Source organism: Streptomyces sp. NPDC029139, from assembly GCF_055564335.1.
In genome coordinates, this window is record NZ_JBVHWN010000001.1 from 254303 (window position 1) to 271266 (window position 16964).

Here is a 16964-nt window from a genome sequence, read left to right on the forward strand (position 1 = left end):
CCCTCACCCCACCGCCCACCCCGTCATTCGAAGTCGGCGGCGGACTCCTCGGGCGTGAGGTCCGGTCGCAGGCGCAGCCACGACGGCTGGCGCAGCAGCCCGGCCGTGGTGCGGACGGCGTATCGCACCTCGCCCACCAGGCGCGGCACGACCCAGTGCGCACCGGGCACCGGCGGCACCTCGGCGAAGGGGCACTCCGGGATCTCGGCGGCGTGCAGCAGCCGGGCCAGGGCGGTCCGCTCGGCCTCGCTCCAGCCGGTGCCCACGCTGCCGACGTAGCGCAGCCCGCCCGCGTGGCGCTGGCCCACCAGGACGGAGCCGGGCAGTCCGGTGAGCCGCCCGGCCCCCGGCAGCCAGCCGCCGATGACGACGTCCGCGGTCCGCATGTGCCGGATCTTGATCCAGTGACGCGACCGCGCCCCGGGTTCGTACCGGGAGCTGATCCGCTTGCAGACGAGGCCCTCCAGACCGTGCTCGCGGGTCGCCCGGAGCGCGGTCTCGCCGTGGCCCACCAGGGCCGCGGGGGTGGACCACGCCGGACCGGCCAGCGACAGCCCTTCGAGTTCTTCCCGCCGCTGCGTCCACGGCCGGCCGGTGAGCAGTCGCCCGTCCAGGAAGACCACGTCGAACAGGACGGCGTGCACCGGATCGCGGGCGGCCAGCAGCCTCGCCCGTGCGGGCGAGCCCGCCAGGCCCATGCGCGGCTGCAGCCGGGCGAAGTCGCTGCGCCCCTGCTCGTCGAGCATCACGATCTCCGCGTCCAGCACCGCCGCGCGGCCCGCGGGCAGCGCCCGGCCGAGCGGTCGGAGCTCCGGATAGGCGGCGGAGACGTCCTCACCCGACCGCGAGCGCACGACCAGCGTGCCGTCCCCCGCGAGATAGAGCATCGCTCTTTGGCCATCTTGTTTCGTCTCGAAGGCCCACTCGGCGTGCCGTCCGGCAGGCGGCAGCACGCCGGGCGTGGCGAGCATCGGCGCGATACGGGGAAGATCCACGGATCAGATGTCGCCCGGGACGCGTTCCGCTACGCCCCGATCGCGGGCGATTCAGCCATGAGGCACACGGAACCGGCGGTTCGGCGGCTCGAACCGGCGTACGGAGCCCCACGGTGTGTCCGGACGGCGGCCGGGGCCGCCCGACGGCGGCGGACGGCCGGGGAGCGCGGCCGCCGCCCGAAGTGTCCCGGCGGGCAACTCCCGTACGCCCGAAGGGTGTGGCGCAAAGCGTGCGCCCCCGGCACCCTTCGCGCGACGCCTGCCGTCAGCGGGTCCTGCTCGCCGGGGCCGTGGTGCACACTTGCTGCCTGGTACAGCGCTCACGGGGAAGGCGGCGGCCGGCATGCTGACGGGGATCGAGGAGGTCGACTGGGCCTCGCTGGGCCATGCCTACGGCCCCGCGGACGATGTGCCGGGGCTGCTGCGGGGACTCGCGTCGTCCGATCCGGCGGAGCGCGAGGTCGCCCTCGACGGGATGTACGGCACGGTGCACCACCAGGGCGATGTGTACGACTCCACGCTCGCCTGCATCCCCTTCCTGCTCGAACTGGTCGCCGATCCCGGGGTCGAGGACCGGGGCGGCATCGTCGAGTTGCTGACCAGCATCGGCGGGATCGATCTGAGCGGCGACGACGAGCTGGACCAACTGGACCCGGACGACGAGGAGTTCATCCCCGCCGCGAACTACGCGATGGCCGCCGCCGCCGTCGCCGCCGGCGCCGACGTCTTCCTCGGCCTCGTCGGCGACCCCGACCCCGAGGTTCGGCTCGCCGCCCCGTGCGCGCTCGCCTCGCTGCACCCCGACCCGGCGCGGGTCCTCACCCTGCTGCGGGAGCGGCTGACGATCGAGTGCGACACGGAGGTGCGGCTCGCCCTGGTGGAGGCGGTGGGGCGGATCGCGCGGCGGCACGAGTCGCTTCGGACCGAGACGGTCGAGTGGCTCGGCTGGCTCGCCCGCGCGGCCCAGGCGCCCGGGCTGCGGCTCGCGGCCCTCGCCCAGCTGGCCCGCTGCGCGCCCGCGGAGGTGCCGGCCGACGTCGTGGAGCGCGTGACGGAACTGCTCGACGAGGTGCGTACCGCGCCCGTCGAGCCGGGCTCCCCCGAGGGCACCCTGCCGTGCGCTCCCACCCTCGTCGGACAGGTCCGCGAGCTGTTCGAGGAGTACTCCGCCGGCCGCCCGACCCCGTGGACCGACGAGCTGATGCGCACGCTCCACACCGCGCTCGACGACCGCGTGGAGGACCGGATCGCACTGGTCCTCGCCCAGCTGCGCAGTCCCGACCGGTCGCAGCGGGCGGACGCGATCTGGCTGTGCGGTGGGCTGATACGGGTGTGGCGCGGGCGGTACGAGGAGGTGGTGCGGCTGATCGGGGCGCAGCTCGCCGACTCCGATCCCCGGCTGCGCGAGGCCGCCGCCTCCTTCCTGGAGGGGCTGTTCGAGCTGACCGGCCCGGCGACCGACGCCCTCGCGGAGCGGCTCGCCGTTCCGGATCACGGCGGACCCGGTCAGGGCGGACCCGATCACGGCGGACCCGGTCGGGGCCGACCCGATCACGGCGCGCCCGACGGGCGCGGCCGGGCGCTGCTGGCCCTGGCCCGGTCCGGCGACCCGCGTGCGGTGCCGCTGCTCGCCCGCGCTCTGAGAGAGCCGGAGGTGCGGCGGGACCTGTTGTACGCGGTGCCCATCCTGGGCCCCGCGGCCGTCCCGCTCGCCCCCTCCCTGCGCCGTCGCCTGGCGCGGGTGGAACTGGACGACCGGCTGTACGACCACGCGGCGCCGCTGCTCTTCGCGCTGGCCTCGGTCCGCGGCGTCCAGGCACTCCCCGAGGTCCTGCGGGTGCTGCGCGGGGCGCCGCCGAACCGGAGGGACCTGGTGCGGGAGGCGGCGCTGCGGGCCGTCGCCGCCTTCGGGCCCGCCGCCCGCGAGGCGCTGCCGGACGTACGGGCCCTGCTCGACAGCGACGCGGCCGGGGTCGCGGCGCAGGCGGCGCTCGCGCTCTGGTCGGTGGAGGGCGACCGGGGGGCCGTGCTCCCGGCTCTGGAGGACTGGTTGCGGCCCGGTGTGCCCGACGCCGACCGGTGTGCGGCCGCCCGCGCCCTGGGGCTGATCGGCCCGGCGGCGGCCGGCGGCGCGCCGGCCCTGCTTCCCGGCCTCACCGCGCGCGACCTGTGGCTGCGGGTGGGCAGCGCGACGGCCCTGTGGCGGGTGTCAGGTGACGCGGCGACGGCGCTCCCGGTGCTCCTGGCGGCCTGGGAGGAGAACCGCCACGCGCGCGTGGACATCGCCGAGTGCCTGGCGGAGATGGGCCCGGCGGCCGCGGCGGCGGAGTGGCTGATCCGGGCGGAACTGGCCCGCGGCCGCCGTCACAACGTGCGGGAGAGCGGCTTCAGCAGCCACGACGTCCACGAGGACGAGAAGCTGCTCACCTTCTGCCGCGCCGCGCTGGACCGCATGGAGCTGTGAGCGCCCGGCGGGACCCGGCGGGTGGGCGGAAAGGACTCCCCTGTGAATAAGGTCGGGAGGAAGACCCGCCCGTACGCCCCCGAGGAGCAGCGTGAGACCGCGCGGCCGGATGCTCGTCGCCGCCGTGGCCCTGGCCGCGGCGGCGGCCCTCGCGCTCTCCGGCTGCGATGACGAGGGCGGGCTGGAGAGCGCGGGTCCCACCCCGACCGCCGTCGGACCCGTCCGCCTCTGGCCCGGGCTGCCGCCCGCCACCGAGCCACCGCTCGACTACGGGGAGACGGACACCGAGCGGGTCCCGGGCATCTCGGTCACCGGCGACGACGTGCACCGCGTCGACGCCGTGGCCGTGGTGCGGGCCGAGGTGGACGCGCACCCGGACACGTACTCCGGCGGGGACGGCATGGACGAGGAGACGGCCCGGCTGATCGGCCGGTGCTCCACCGAGCCCCGGACGTGTCCGGTGCTGCGGGCGTACCACCGCGACCTGACGGGCGACGGCCGTGACGAGCTGATCGTCGGCATCCGGATGCCCGAGCAGCAGGTCGGCGTGCGGGTCTACCGCGCCGAGAAGGGCGGTCTGACCCGGATCATGTCCACGGTCGAGCAGGTGATCAGTGTGGAGCTGGCCGGCCGTGACCTGATCGTGCGGGCCGCCTCCGCCGGCATCCCGGGGTACGAGTACCGCACCGCCTGGTCCTGGGACGAGCGGCAGGGCGCGATGCTGCCGGCCCGGGACGAGATCGTCCGCGTCAAGCCGCCGGGCCCGTCCGCCTCCCGGGTCCCCGAGCCGTCGGTCTCCCCCGCGCCCTCCCGTGCCTCCGCCCCCTCCCGTACCGCCACGGGAGACTCCCGGTGACGCGGCGGGCGCGGCTGCGGCCGCCCTCCTGGACCGCGACCCTGACCTGGAAGGCCGCGGTCTTCATCACGGTCATGTGCTGCGCCCTCGCGGCGCTGCTCGGCGTGCTCGTGCACGTCTCGGTCGCCGGGCAGACCGTGAACGACTCGCGCGAGAAGGCGCTGGCCCGGCTCACCGCCGCCGCCCGTGCCTATGAGGCGGGCGACCCGCTCCCCCGGTTCTCCGGAATCGATCCCGCGGGCCTGCCGGAGTCGCTGCGCGCGCTCGCCCTGCGGGGCGAGCGCGGCACGATGGTCGAGAACCACGAGGGCCGCCCGACGATGTGGGCGGCGGGCCCGGCGGACGGCCGCGCCCTGGCCGTACGGGTGGACCACGCGACGAGCGCGGAGACCATCGCCGGGCTCGACCGCTCGATCCTCGGCTCCTCGGTCCTGGCGATCGGGGCGACCCTGCTCGTGGGGGCCTTCGCCGTCACCCGCGTCACCCGGCGGCTGCACCTGACCGCCCAGGTCGCCCGTCGGATCAGCGCGGGCGACCTCGACGCCCGCGTCGACGATCCCCGGACGAAGGACCCCTCGCGCCCCCAGGACGAGGTGGCCACGGTCTCCGGGGCGCTCGACACCATGGCCTCCACCCTCCAGCGCAAGCTGCAGGCCGAGCAGCGCTTCACCGCCGATGTCGCGCACGAGCTGCGCACCCCGCTGACCGGCCTGTCGGCCGCCGCCGAACTTCTGCCGGAGGGCCGCCCCTCGGAGCTCGTACGGGACCGGGTCAGGGCGATGCGCGCCCTGACCGAGGACCTGCTGGAGATCTCGCGGCTGGACGCCCGCAACGAGACGGTGGATCTGGCCGTGTACGACCTGGGCCCGCTCGCCCGGCGGGTGGTGGGCGCGTCGGGGACGGAGACGGAGGTGCGGATCGTCAGGGACGCCACGGTGGAGACGGACAGGCGGCGTCTGGAGCGGGTCCTCGGCAATCTCGTCGCCAACGCGCACCGGCACGGCGCCCCGCCGGTCGTCCTGACCGTGGACGGCCCCGTCGTCACGGTGCGGGACCACGGCCCCGGATACCCGGAGTACCTGCTGACGTCCGGTCCGCAGCGGTTCCGTACGGAGAACGGCGGCAAGGGTCACGGCCTCGGGCTCACGATCGCGGCCGGGCAGGCCGAAGTGATCGGCGCGGACCTGGCCTTCGCCCACGCGCCGGAGGGCGGCGGGGCGCTGGCCCGGCTGACCCTGCCGGAGTATGTGGCGTTCGACGAGGCGGGGACGGAGCCGCGGCACTGACGGCGCACCGTCACACATAAGGGATATAAGGCTTATCGCTTGCTACGTTGCGCACCATGACCGCAACGACGGCGGACGCTCCCCCGCCCGGGCCAGGCACCCCGAAGCGCCGCGGCGTGGAACTCTCCCTCCTCGTCTGCGCCGTCCTCATCTCCGTCCTCGGGTACGCCGACGTCGGTCTGGCCACGAGCGGCGCCGTGCCGCCGGACGCCGCCCGCTACGGCGCCGGTCTCGGCGCGCTCGCGCTGCTCGCCCATCTCGCGGTCCGCTTCCGCGCGCCGTACGCCGACCCGCTGCTGCTGCCGATCGCCGTGCTCCTCAACGGCCTCGGCCTGGTGCTGATCTACCGGCTGGACGTGGAGACGCCCCACGACCAGGCCGCCTTCACCCAGCTGGTCTGGTCGACGCTCGGGGTGGCGCTCTTCATCGCCGTCGTCGTGCTGCTGCGCGACCACCGGGTGCTGCAGCGGTACGCGTATCTGTCGGTGGCCACCGCACTGGCGCTGATGCTCGTGCCGATCTTCTTCCCGGCCGTGAACGGGGCCAAGATCTGGATCCGGCTCGGCGGACTCTCCTTCCAGCCGGGCGAGTTCGCCAAGATCCTGCTGGCCGTGTTCTTCGCCGCGTACCTCGCGGCCAACCGCAACGCCCTGGCGCACACCGGCCGCCAGATCTGGAGGCTGCAGTTCCCCACCGGCCGGGTGCTCGGGCCGATCGTCGCGATCTGGGTGCTGAGCGTGGGCGTCCTGATCCTGGAGCGGGACCTCGGCACCTCGCTGCTCTTCTTCGGCCTTTTCGTGATCATGCTGTACGTGGCGACGGGACGGACCGGCTGGATCGCGGTCGGGATGCTCCTGGCCGCCGTCGGGGCGTTCGCGGTCGGCTCCCTCGAACCGCATGTGCACGGCCGGGTCGAGGACTGGCTGAACCCCTATCGCTCCATCGAGGCGGGCGACGGACCGGGCCAGCTCGCCCAGTCCCTCTTCTCCTTCGCCTCCGGCGGGATGCTCGGCACGGGCCTCGGACTGGGGCACTCGATCCTGATCGGCTTCGCCGCCAAGTCGGACTTCATCCTGGCGACGGCGGGCGAGGAGCTCGGCCTGGTCGGCCTGACCGCACTGTTCCTGCTGTACGCGCTGCTGGTCGCCCGCGGCTTCCGGGCGGGTCTCGCCCTGCGCGACCCCTTCGGACGGCTCCTCGCGACCGGCCTCGCCTCCATCCTGGCGCTCCAGGTCTTCGTGATCGCCGGCGGGGTGACGGGCCTGATCCCGCTCACGGGCATGGCGATGCCCTTCCTGGCACAGGGCGGCTCCTCCGTGGTCACCAACTGGATCATGGTGGCGCTGCTGATCCGGGTGAGCGACTCGGCCCGCGCCCCCTGCCCGGACCTCGTCGACACCGAGGTCCTCGCCCCGGTCACGGAGGACGCCCGGTGATCCCGTACATCCGGCGCGCCGCCGCGCTGTGTCTCGTCCTCCTGGTGGCGCTCCTGGTGAACGCCGCGCGGGTGATGGTCCTGGACGGGGACGAGGCGGCCGGGCACCCGGCCAACCGCCGTCCGGCGATCGACCGTTGGGGTCAGCCGCGCGGCGATGTCCTCGTCGACGGCCGGCCGGTGACCGGCTCGCGGGACAGCGGCCAGCAGCTGCGCTACGAACGGACGTACAGGCAGGGGCCGTTGTACGCGCCGGTGACCGGCTACGCCTCACAGACGTACGGCACCGCGTTCGTGGAGCGCGCCGAGGACGACGTCCTCGCCGGGACGGATCCGATGCTGGCGCCCCTGCCGTTCTGGAACGACATCAGCCGAGGGCGGCAGCCGGGCGGGGACGTGGTGACGACGGTCCGCGCCCGGATGCAGGAGGTCGCGTACCAGGGTCTCGGCGGGAAGCGCGGGGCGGTCGCGGCCCTCGAGCCGTCGAGCGGGCGGATCCTGGCCCTGGTCTCCTCCCCGTCGTACGACCCGGGACTGCTGTCCGGCACGGGTCCGGGGGTCGAGGGGGAGTGGGCCCGGCTGAACTCCTCGCCGAACCAGCCGATGCTGAACCGGGCGATCCGGCAGACCTATCCGCCCGGCTCCACCTTCAAGATCGTGACGGCGGCGGCGGCGCTGGACGCGGGCGTGGTCACGGACGTCGACGCCGCGACGGACACCCCGGACCCGTTCGTGCTGCCGGGTACCCGGCAGGTGCTCCCGAACGCGGCGAAGGGGTGCGGGAACGCCTCGCTGGCGTACGCGATCCAGTGGTCGTGCAACACCGTGATGGCCGGGCTCGGGGTGGAGGTGGGCCTGACCGGGATGGTGGACGCGGCACGGAGGTTCGGCTTCGACGACGCCGGGCTCACGATGCCCTCCTGGGTCGCCCGGTCCACCTTCGACACCGCCATGAGCGACGACCAGCTGGCGCTGTCGTCGATCGGTCAGTTCAACACGACGGCGACCCCGCTGCAGATGGCGATGGTGGCGGCGGCCGTCGCCAACAACGGGGAGATCGCCCACCCGTATCTGGTCGAGCGGACGACGACCTCGGGCGGCACGACGGTGGACACCACCGGCCGGCGCAGCTACCGCCAGGCGATGCGCCCCTCGACCGCGACCCAGCTCCAGCGGCTGATGGTCAAGGCGGTCGAGGAGGGCACGGGCGCGAACGCGGCCGTCCCGGGAGCGCGCGTCGGCGGCAAGACGGGCACGGCCCAGCACGGCCTCGGCAACACCGGGACGCCGTACGCCTGGTTCATCGGCTGGGCGCAGGCGGCGGACGCGGCCCAGCCCGCGGTGGCGGTGGCGGTCGTCATCGAGGACGCGGAGGCCAGCCGTACGGACATCAGCGGGGGCGGCAGCGCGGCGCCGATCGCCCGGGCGGTGATGGAGGAGGCGCTGCGGGCGGAGTCGGCGGCGCGGCGCGGACCGGTCAGCTGATCGGCTTGCGGATCTCCGCGCGGATCTTGGCCGTGGTCTCGGCGAGCTCGGCCAGGTCGATGTCCTCGGGGTCGGCGGTGGCCGACTCCGGGGTGACGAGGGCCACGGCGGCGGCGGTGTTGTCGTCGCCCCAGGCGCACATCGGGAGCGTGGTCGTCCCCAGCGCGTCCTTCGACGTGGTGACTTGGCAGCTGACGGTCACGCCGTACCCGGCGGGGGTGAAGCTCTTCGGCGGGACGGCGAGCGTGGACCCCTTCTCCGTGGCGGCGCCCCTGAGGATGGAGCGACGGGTGTCCGCGGGGTTCTTGATGCGTCCGTGCATGCCGGAGACGACGAGGGCGGAGTCGTCCTTGCCGCCGTACTGCCCGACCGCCGCCTCGGCGTCCTTCACGGTGAGATCGAGGGTGTCCTCGATCTCCTTGCCCTCGGTCTCGGAGAGGTCGGAGACCAGCGTGTACTCGCCGGCGAGCAGTGTCTTGGGGACGACGAGCCGGTGCGTCGCCGCCGGGAAGGAGCCGCCGCCGCCGGTGAGCCCGAGCGTGGCCGCGTAACCGAGACCGCCGAGCAGGACGAAAGACCCGAGCACGATGGCGACGATCGCCCCGGCCGACAGCGACTTCTTCGGCGGCGGCCCCATGGGCGGCTGCCCCCAGGCCCCGGGCGCCGGGTACTGCTGGGGGAAGCCCTGCGCGGGCGGCGGCCCGTAGGCCCCGGGCTGCTGCGGGGGCGGCACGGGCCCGCCGTACGGCTGGTGGGGCGGCTGGTTCGGCGGAGGCGGCATGGTCATGACCGGCACGCTACGTCACACCTGCGAACACCCCGGAAGCCGGGTCCCGTCCGGCTTCGCCCTCGGACCGCACCCGGCCACCCGGCCACCCGGCCACCCGGCCACCCGGTCGGGGACGCGCGCGGCTACTCCCGCGCGCCCCGGGCGATGGCCTGCTCCACCTCCGTCACCCGTTCGCGCTCCTCCGCCGCGAAGCGCTCCCGGTCCAGGGCGTCCGCGATCTCCTCGTCCTGGGTCATCAGCAGGTCGAGGTTCGAGTCGCCCAGGTCGAAGACGCCCATGTCCAGATACGCCTTCTGCAGCCGCTCGCCCCACAGGCCGATGTCCTTCACGCACGGGACGATCCGGCTGAACAGCAGCTTGCGGAAGAGGTGCAGGAACTCGCTCTGCTCACTGAGCTCCTCGGCCTCCTTCCTGGGGATGCCGAAGTTCTCCAGGACCTCGACCCCGCGCAGCCGGTCCCGCATCAGGTAGCAGCCCTCGATCACGAACTCCTCGCGTTCGCGCAGTTCGGCGTCCGTCAGCTGCTTGTAGTAGTCGCGCAGGGCCATCCGCCCGAAGGCCACGTGCCGGGCCTCGTCCTGCATCACGTACGTCAGGATCTGCTTCGGCAGCGGCTTGTCCGTGGTGTCGCGGATCATGCCGAAGGCCGCCAGCGCCAGGCCCTCGATCAGCACCTGCATGCCGAGGTACGGCATGTCCCAGCGCGCGTCCCTGAGCGTGTCGCCGAGCAGGCCCTGGAGGTTGTCGTTGACCGGGTAGAGCATCCCGATCTTCTCGTGCAGAAAGCGGCCGTAGATCTCCGCGTGCCGCGCCTCGTCCATCGTCTGCGTCGCGGAGTAGAACTTGGCGTCCAGGTCCGGGACGGACTCCACGATCCGGGCGGCGCAGACCATCGCGCCCTGCTCACCGTGGAGGAACTGGCTGAACTGCCAGGAGGCGTAGTGCCGGCGCAGCTCGCTCTTGTCCCGCTCCGTCATCTTCGCCCAGTGCCGGCTGCCGTAGAGGGTCAGGACGTCGTCCGGGGTGCCAAGCGGGTCGTACGGGTCGACCTCCAGCTCCCAGTCGATACGGGTGGCACCGTCCCACTGCTTGTCCTTGCCCTTCTGGTAGAGGGCGAGAAGACGCTCGCGTCCGTCGTCGTACTCCCAGCTGAAGCGGGCCTGTCCGGACGCGGGGACGTTCCAGGAGGATTGTTCCGGGGCCTTCACGTAAAGGTCGTGCGTCGACACTGACGACTCCTTCGCTCGCCGAACGTGCTCCTTCCGGCAGGCTCACACGTTGGTAGACAGAGGGTCAACAAGTAGCGCGCAAGGGATTGACGGGCTTACTGACGGGCAGTCTCATAAGGGGTGTCCTTCGGTAACCCGACCGTGCGCACAGCGAGGTGTCTTCCCGTCATGACCACTCGGACCGAGCACGACTTCACCCTCCTCCGGGACGCCCTGGGCCCGCTCCGCGACCGGGAGCACGTGGCCGCGCGGCTGCTCGAGTCCTCCCTCAAGCACTCCTTCGACCCGGAGAGCGAACTCGACTGGGAGGCCCCGCTCGAGGACGGCAAATGGTTCTGGCCGCCGGAGCTGGTGTCCCTCTACGACACCCCGCTGTGGCGGAAGATGTCCGAGGAGCAGCGGATGGACCTCGCCCTGCACGAGGCGGCCTCGCTCGCCTCGCTCGGCATCTGGTTCGAGATCATCCTGATGCAGCTGCTCGTCCGGCACATCTACGACAAGTCCGTGACCAGCAACCACGTCCGGTACGCGCTCACCGAGATCGCCGACGAGTGCCGGCACTCGATGATGTTCGCCCGGATGATCCAGAAGGGCGGGGCGCCCGCGTACCCCGTGCCGCGGGTCTACCACAACCTGGCGCGCGTCCTGAAGACCGTCTCCACCACCCCCGGCTCCTTCGCCGCGACGCTCCTCGGCGAGGAGATCCTCGACTGGATGCAGCGGCTGACCTTCCCGGACGAGCGCGTCCAGACCCTGGTGCGCGGGGTGACCCGCATCCACGTGGTCGAGGAGGCCCGGCACGTGCGGTACGCCCGCGAGGAGCTGCGGCGCCAGATGGTGACGGCGCCTCGGTGGGAGCAGGAGTTCACCCGGCTCAGCTGTGGCGAGGCCGCCCGCGTCTTCTCCACCTGCTTCGTCAACCCGAAGGTGTACGAGAACGTGGGCCTGGACCGCCGGCAGGCCGTCGCCCAGGTCCGCGCGAGCGGCCATCGCCGCGAGGTCATGCAGACCGGCGCGAAGCGCCTGACCGACTTCCTCGACGACATCGGCGTGCTCCGGGGGCCGGGCCGTCGCCTGTGGAAGTCCTCGGGCCTGCTGGCGTGACCGCCTCCCCGGCCGTCCCGCCCCGGGGCTCCCGGCCTGCGCGTCACCTCGCGGAGTTACGCTGCGAGGCATGACCAGTGCCGCCTCGCCCGCGTACCGCCGGCTCAGTGTCGAGGAGCGGCGGCTGCAGTTGCTCGCCGCCGCCCTGACGCTCTTCGCCCACCGGGCCCCGGACGAGGTCTCCCTCGACGACGTCGCCGAGGCGGCAGGCGTCTCGCGACCGCTCGTCTACCGCTACTTCCCCGGCGGGAAGCAGCAGCTGTACGAGGCGGCGCTGCGCTCCTCCGCCGACGCGCTGGAGCGGTGCTTCACCGAGCCGCCCGTCGGCCCTCCGACCGAGCGCCTCGGCCGGGTGCTCGACCGGTACCTGTCCTTCGTCGACCAGCACGACGCCGGCTTCAGCGCCCTGCTCCAGGGCGGGAGCGTCGCCGAGACCTCCCGGACCACCGCCATCGTCGACGAGGTGCGCCGGGCCGCGGCCGAGCAGATCCTCGTCCACCTGGGGACGGACGAACCCGGGCCCCGGCTGCGGATGATGGTCCGCACCTGGATCGCGGCGGTGGAGGCCGCTTCGCTGATCTGGCTCGACGAGGACAAGCAGCCGGCCGCCGCCGAGCTGCGGGACTGGCTCGTCGACCATCTGATCGCACTGCTCGCGGCCACGGCCGCCACCGACGAGGAGACCGCCTCGGTGGTCAAGCGGCTCCTGGCGCAGGAGACCGCGGAGGGCCCCGTCGGCACGCTGGCGCGGCGGGTGACCCCCGTGGTGAGCGAGGCGGCACACCTCGTATGACACTGGGGCCGTGAAGAGCGAGAACACCCCCTTTCGCGGCGGACCGATGGACGGCCGGGTCCTGCCCGTCCTCCTCGGACCGACCGGACATCCGCCGAAGTGGTACGAGGTGCCGGTGCCGGACGCCGACGGCGGGCCGCCGACCGTCTACGCGTACCGGCGCGAACCGGCCGGGCACACCAAGCGGCTCGGGATCCAGCGCGGCTGGGTCTACGAGTTCGTTCCCGGGGGACGGGAACGCCACGTGGTGAAGTGGCCCTGGTCCAAGCCGTCTCCCAAGCCGTCCCCCAAGCCGAACGAGTGAGCCGGTTAGCCCGAATCGCCCCTTTGTCGGCTCATCGCACGAGGGGGCCCGCACATCATCACCATGGAGGTGATGGCGTGTCAGGAAGGCTGCTGCGCACGGTCTGCACGGGGGTGCTCGCCGCGACGACGGCGTTGGCGGGGGTCCCCGCCGCGACCGCCGACGATCCGGTGGACTCTCCGGTGGAGGCCCCGGCCGACGTCTCGGCGGATGCCTCGGCGGAGGGGCGGGCCGAGGACGTCCCGGACGGCGTTCCGGAGGAACCACCGGGCGAGACCCCCGGCTCGGCCGACTCCACCGACACACCCGGGCCCCCCGACGGCATCGACCCGGCCGACGGCACCCCTGTCGACGACGCGGCCGAACTCCCTCCCGCCGGGGGTGATTCCGTCGCCGGGCTCCTCACCCGGCTCCAGACCCTCTACCGCCAGGCCGAGAAGGCCACCGAGACCTTCAACGCCACGGACGAGGCCCTGCGGCTGCAGACCGCCGACACCAAGAAGGTCACCGCCGCCCTCACCGCCGCCCGCGAGGCGCTCGCCCGCGGACGGGACGCGGCCGGGCGGCTGGCGCGGGAGCAGTACCAGGGGCGGGCCGCGGCCGCGTCCTTCTCCTCGTACGTGCGGCTGCTGCTCTCCGACGACCCCCGGCACGCCCTGGACCAGGGCCACCTGATGGCCCGTGCGGCCCGCGACCGGGCCAGCACCCTCTCGCGCCTCACCGAGGCGGAGAAGCGGGCGGACGCGCTCGCGAGCCGGTCCCGGCAGGCCCTGGACCGGCAGCAGACGCTCGCCGCCCGGCAGAGGAAACAACGCGACGACGTCCGGGCCCGGCTGAACGACGTCCAGAAACTGCTGGCCTCCCTCTCCGCCGACCAGCTCGCCCGGCTGAGCGCGCTGGAGCGCACGCAGACCGCGGGCGCCCAGCGTGAACTCCTCGGCTCCGGGGTCCTGGATAACGCCCGGACCCCTTCCCGGGCGGGCGGGGAGGCGCTGCGGTACGCGGTACGGCAGATCGGCAAGCCGTACGTGTGGGGCGCCGAGGGCCCGGAGTCGTACGACTGCTCCGGACTGACCTCACGGGCCTGGGCGAGCACCGGCCGGGAGATCCCGCGGACCAGCCAGGAGCAGTGGCGGACGCTCCCGAAGGTGCCCCTGCGCGAGCTGCGCCCGGGGGATCTGGTGGTGTACTTCCCCGAAGCCACCCACGTGGCGATCTACCTCGGCCGCGGCCTGGTCGTGCAGGCCCCGCGCCCGGGCGCCCGCGTGAAGGTGTCCCCCATCGCCGCCAACCCGATCCTCGGAGCCGTCCGCCCGGACCCCGACGGCACTCCCCTCGCCACCTACAGCCCGCCGGCCCTCCCGACGGGAGCCACGGACGGCGCGGACGAGGGCTACGACCGGGTTTGACGGGACCTGACCGGGAAGTTTTTTGCCGGCTTCGCAAAAGAACTGGCCGTCGGCGTCCGCCCGGCCGGAGTCTGGCCGGGCAGCTGCTCCCGGACGTGTGAGGCAGGCCGTGACCACGACAACCCACCCCGACCCGCCCCTCCTCGACGCGCGCGGACGCTGGACGGTGCTGGCCGTCTGCTGTCTGAGCATGTTCCTGGTCGGCCTGGACACCACCATCGTCAACGTGGGGCTCCCCGCCATCGGGGACGGCCTCGGTGTCGGGGTCCGCGGCCTCGAATGGGTCGTGGACGCGTACACCCTCGTCCTGGCCGCACTCCTGATCTCCTCGGGTGCGCTGGCGGACCGGTTCGGACGCCGACGCGTCTTCCGGTACGGCCTCGCGGTGTTCGGCGCCGCCTCCCTGCTCTGCGCCGTCGCGCCCTCGGCGGGCCTCCTCGTCGCGGCCCGCGCGCTCCAGGGCATCGGCGCCTCGATGCTCAGCCCGGTGGCTCTCGCGATCGTGGTGAACGCCATGCCCGACCCGAAGGAGCGGGCGCGGGCCATCGGTGTCTGGGCGTCGGTCTTCGGGCTCAGCATGGCCGCCGGCCCCGTCACGGGCGGCGCGCTCGTCGAGGCGCTCGGCTGGCGCTCCCTGTTCTGGATCAACGCCCCGGTCGTCGTGGCCGCCCTCGTGCTCAGCGCGGTGTTCGTCCCGGAGTCCCGGGCGCCCCGGCCGCGGCGGCTCGACCTCCCCGGTCAGGCCCTGCTGACCGTGGCCGTCGCGGTCTCGGTCGGCGTGCTCATCGAAGGGCCGCACATCGGCTGGACCTCGCCCGCCGCGCTGGCCCTGTACGGGTGCGCGGCCGTCGCGACGGTGGCGTTCGTACGGGTCGAGTCGCGCCGCCCCGAGCCGCTGATGGATCCGCGGCTCTTCCGGCGTCCGGTCTTCGCCGGCGCGGTCCTGGGCGCCCTCGCGGTCTTCGTCGCCCTGAACGTGACGCTGCTGCTCAGCACCTTCTGGCTGCAGCACGGGCGGGGGTGGACCCCCCTGGCCGCCGGGGCGGCCACCCTGCCGATGGCTGTCGGGGCGACCGTCTGCGCGCCCCTGGCCGGGCGTCTGGTCGGCCGCCTCGGCCCGCGGCCGCCGCTCCTGCTGGCCGGCGGTTTCCTCACGGCGGGCGGTCTCTGCCTGGTGGGGCTCGACCAGGACACCGGCGTCCCCCTGCTGCTGACGGCCTATCTGCTCGTCGGTGTCGGGTTCGGCTTCGCGAACGCCCCTCTCACCAACACCGCGGTGAGCGGGCTGCCGCCCGCCCGGGCAGGGGTCGCCGGAGCGATCACGTCCACCGCGCGCCAGCTCGGCGCCGCGCTCGGCATCGCCCTCGCCGGCGGCCTGGTCGCGACGGCCGGGCCCACCGAACTCGCGCGCGCGTCCCGCCCTGGCTGGATGCTGGTCGCGGCCTGCGGAGCGTGCCTCCTCCTCGTCGCCCACGCGTCGAGGCCGAGCAAGGACGCGGCCGCCCCCGCACCGGCGCGGTGATCACGCACGTCGGCGGGGCCGGCCGTCGGGATGCCGGTCTGCGGCCCGTCAGCCCTGGGTGACGGACGCCAGGTAGGCGGAGGTCTTCTCCGGGTCGAAGAAGAAGTTCTCGAAGTCGGCCGGGTCGTTGAAGCCGTTCGCGAAGCGGTCGGCGACCGGCTGGAGCTGACCGGCCGCGCCGATCAGGTTCAGGACGTGCTCCGGCGGGACGCCGAGCATCGCGTTCGTCCACTTCGTGACGTGCTGCGCGGTGTTCCAGTACCGGTCGAACGTGGCCTGCATCCAGGACTCGTCGAAGGGCCTGTCGCCGTTCTCGACGATCGAGGCGAGATAGGCCGCCGCGCACTTGGAGGCCGAGTTCGAGCCCTGGCCGGTGATCGGGTCGTTGGCGACGACGACGTCCGCGACGCCCAGGACCAGGCCGCCGCCGGGGAGCCGGCCGATCGGGTTGCGCACGGTCGGGGCGTAGCGTCCGGCCAGCGTGGCGTTGGCGTCGGTCAGCTCGACGCGGGTGGCCCGCGCGTACTCCCAGGGCGTGTACTTCTCCATCAGCTCCAGCGTGAGGGAGAGGTGCTCGGAGGGGTCCTTGACGCCCTGGAAGACGTCCAGCGGGCCGCCCGGGACGCCTTCCCAGAAGAGGATGTCGGCGCGGCCGGAGGTGGTCAGGGTCGGCATCACGAAGAGCTCGCCGACGCCGGGGACCAGGTTGCAGCGCACGGCGTCGAAGTCCGGGTGCTCGGGGCGCGGGCCGAGACCGTGGACGTACGCGACGGCCAGCGCGCGCTGCGGCTCGCTGTACGGGGAGCGGGACGCGTCCCGGCCGAACATGGAGACCAGCTCGCCCTTGCCCGCGGAGACCAGCACAAGGTCGTACGTACGGGAGAAGAAGTCCAGGTCGGAGACTGCCGCGCCGTGGATGACGAGCTGCCCGCCGCGCTGGGCGAAGGTCTCCATCCAGCCCGCCATCTTCACGCGCTGGTCGACGGACTGGGCGTAGCCGTCGAGCTTTCCGACCCAGTCGACGGCGCGCGAGCTGTCGGGCGCCGCCACCGACACGCCCAGGCCCTCGATCCGCGGGGCCTGGGACTCCCAGAAGTTCAGGGCGAGGTCACGCTCGTGCTGGAGCGCGGTGTGGAACATGCACTGGGTGGACATGACCCGGCCGGACCGGATCTCGTCCGCCGTGCGGTTGGACATGAGGGTGACCTCGTACCCCTGCGACTGGAGTCCGAGGGCGAGCTGGAGACCGGACTGGCCGGCTCCGACGATGAGTATCTTCCGCATGGCGGGTT

14 protein-coding genes are annotated in these 16964 nt (G+C 73.5%); 10 read left to right on the forward strand and 4 right to left on the reverse strand.

The annotated features are described in order from the left end of the window. Positions 1-23: 23 nt before the first annotated feature. Positions 24-995: an ATP-dependent DNA ligase gene (locus ACZ4VW_RS01085; RefSeq protein WP_467957071.1), complete on the reverse strand. Its 972-nt coding sequence runs from the start codon at positions 993-995 to the stop codon at positions 24-26. 343 nt (positions 996-1338) lie between these two features. Between ACZ4VW_RS01085 and ACZ4VW_RS01090 the strand changes: the two genes are divergently transcribed. The 5 genes from ACZ4VW_RS01090 to ACZ4VW_RS01110 all read left to right on the forward strand — a co-directional run bounded on the left by ACZ4VW_RS01090 (position 1339) and on the right by ACZ4VW_RS01110 (position 8521). Next, positions 1339-3459, forward strand: coding sequence for a HEAT repeat domain-containing protein (locus ACZ4VW_RS01090; RefSeq protein WP_467958125.1), 2121 nt, complete (start codon positions 1339-1341; stop codon positions 3457-3459). Positions 3460-3550: 91 nt separating this feature from the next. Beyond that, positions 3551-4315 carry a hypothetical protein gene (locus tag ACZ4VW_RS01095; RefSeq protein WP_467957073.1) on the forward strand — a complete coding sequence of 255 codons (765 nt, stop codon included), beginning with the start codon at positions 3551-3553 and terminating at the stop codon, positions 4313-4315. Then, positions 4312-5601, forward strand: coding sequence for an ATP-binding protein (locus ACZ4VW_RS01100; protein ID WP_467957075.1), 1290 nt, complete (start codon positions 4312-4314; stop codon positions 5599-5601). The genes ACZ4VW_RS01095 and ACZ4VW_RS01100 overlap by 4 nt, the downstream gene beginning before the upstream one ends. 56 nt (positions 5602-5657) lie before the next feature. Then, the gene (locus ACZ4VW_RS01105; protein WP_467957077.1) at positions 5658-7037 is read left to right on the forward strand and encodes an FtsW/RodA/SpoVE family cell cycle protein; all 1380 of its coding nucleotides are present in this window, start codon (positions 5658-5660) and stop codon (positions 7035-7037) included. After that, positions 7034-8521, forward strand: a complete 1488-nt coding sequence (locus ACZ4VW_RS01110; RefSeq protein ID WP_467957079.1) for a penicillin-binding transpeptidase domain-containing protein — start codon at positions 7034-7036, stop codon at positions 8519-8521. The genes ACZ4VW_RS01105 and ACZ4VW_RS01110 overlap by 4 nt, the downstream gene beginning before the upstream one ends. Here ACZ4VW_RS01110 and ACZ4VW_RS01115 read toward each other — a convergent pair. Both ACZ4VW_RS01115 and ACZ4VW_RS01120 read right to left on the reverse strand, forming a co-directional pair. Then, on the reverse strand, positions 8514-9308 hold the full coding sequence (locus ACZ4VW_RS01115) for a hypothetical protein (protein ID WP_467957081.1): 795 nt from the start codon (positions 9306-9308) through the stop codon (positions 8514-8516). The two genes, ACZ4VW_RS01110 and ACZ4VW_RS01115, sit on opposite strands and share 8 nt — an antisense overlap. A gap of 125 nt (positions 9309-9433) precedes the next feature. Further along, positions 9434-10540 (reverse strand): ferritin-like domain-containing protein, encoded by a 1107-nt coding sequence (locus ACZ4VW_RS01120; protein WP_467957083.1) that lies wholly within the window; start codon positions 10538-10540, stop codon positions 9434-9436. A gap of 168 nt (positions 10541-10708) precedes the next feature. Between ACZ4VW_RS01120 and ACZ4VW_RS01125 the strand changes: the two genes are divergently transcribed. The 5 genes from ACZ4VW_RS01125 to ACZ4VW_RS01145 all read left to right on the forward strand — a co-directional run bounded on the left by ACZ4VW_RS01125 (position 10709) and on the right by ACZ4VW_RS01145 (position 15672). Then, a complete protein-coding gene (locus ACZ4VW_RS01125) occupies positions 10709-11644 on the forward strand; it encodes an AurF N-oxygenase family protein (protein ID WP_467957085.1) in 936 nt (311 codons plus the stop codon). A 70-nt stretch (positions 11645-11714) separates the two neighbouring features. Then, positions 11715-12437, forward strand: coding sequence for a TetR/AcrR family transcriptional regulator (locus ACZ4VW_RS01130; RefSeq protein WP_467957086.1), 723 nt, complete (start codon positions 11715-11717; stop codon positions 12435-12437). 10 nt (positions 12438-12447) lie between these two features. Beyond that, positions 12448-12741, forward strand: coding sequence for a hypothetical protein (locus tag ACZ4VW_RS01135; RefSeq protein WP_467957088.1), 294 nt, complete (start codon positions 12448-12450; stop codon positions 12739-12741). A 77-nt stretch (positions 12742-12818) separates the two neighbouring features. Next, on the forward strand, positions 12819-14150 hold the full coding sequence (locus tag ACZ4VW_RS01140) for a C40 family peptidase (RefSeq protein WP_467957090.1): 1332 nt from the start codon (positions 12819-12821) through the stop codon (positions 14148-14150). 109 nt (positions 14151-14259) lie between these two features. Further along, entirely contained in the window at positions 14260-15672 is a 1413-nt protein-coding gene (locus ACZ4VW_RS01145) for an MFS transporter (RefSeq protein WP_467957092.1), read from the forward strand. Between the two features lie 48 nt (positions 15673-15720). Here ACZ4VW_RS01145 and ACZ4VW_RS01150 read toward each other — a convergent pair whose 3' ends face one another. Then, on the reverse strand, positions 15721-16956 hold the full coding sequence (locus tag ACZ4VW_RS01150; RefSeq protein WP_467957094.1) for a styrene monooxygenase/indole monooxygenase family protein: 1236 nt from the start codon (positions 16954-16956) through the stop codon (positions 15721-15723). Between the last annotated feature and the right edge of the window lie 8 nt (positions 16957-16964).

Coding starts and splice junctions, on each gene's coding strand:
- ACZ4VW_RS01090 (WP_467958125.1), top strand. CDS start 1,339: ATGCTGACGGGGATCGAGGAGGTCGACTGGGCCTCGCTGGGCCATGCC.
- ACZ4VW_RS01105 (WP_467957077.1), top strand. CDS start 5,658: ATGACCGCAACGACGGCGGACGCTCCCCCGCCCGGGCCAGGCACCCCG.
- ACZ4VW_RS01115 (WP_467957081.1), bottom strand. CDS start 9,308: ATGACCATGCCGCCTCCGCCGAACCAGCCGCCCCACCAGCCGTACGGC.
- ACZ4VW_RS01125 (WP_467957085.1), top strand. CDS start 10,709: ATGACCACTCGGACCGAGCACGACTTCACCCTCCTCCGGGACGCCCTG.
- ACZ4VW_RS01130 (WP_467957086.1), top strand. CDS start 11,715: ATGACCAGTGCCGCCTCGCCCGCGTACCGCCGGCTCAGTGTCGAGGAG.
- ACZ4VW_RS01150 (WP_467957094.1), bottom strand. CDS start 16,956: ATGCGGAAGATACTCATCGTCGGAGCCGGCCAGTCCGGTCTCCAGCTC.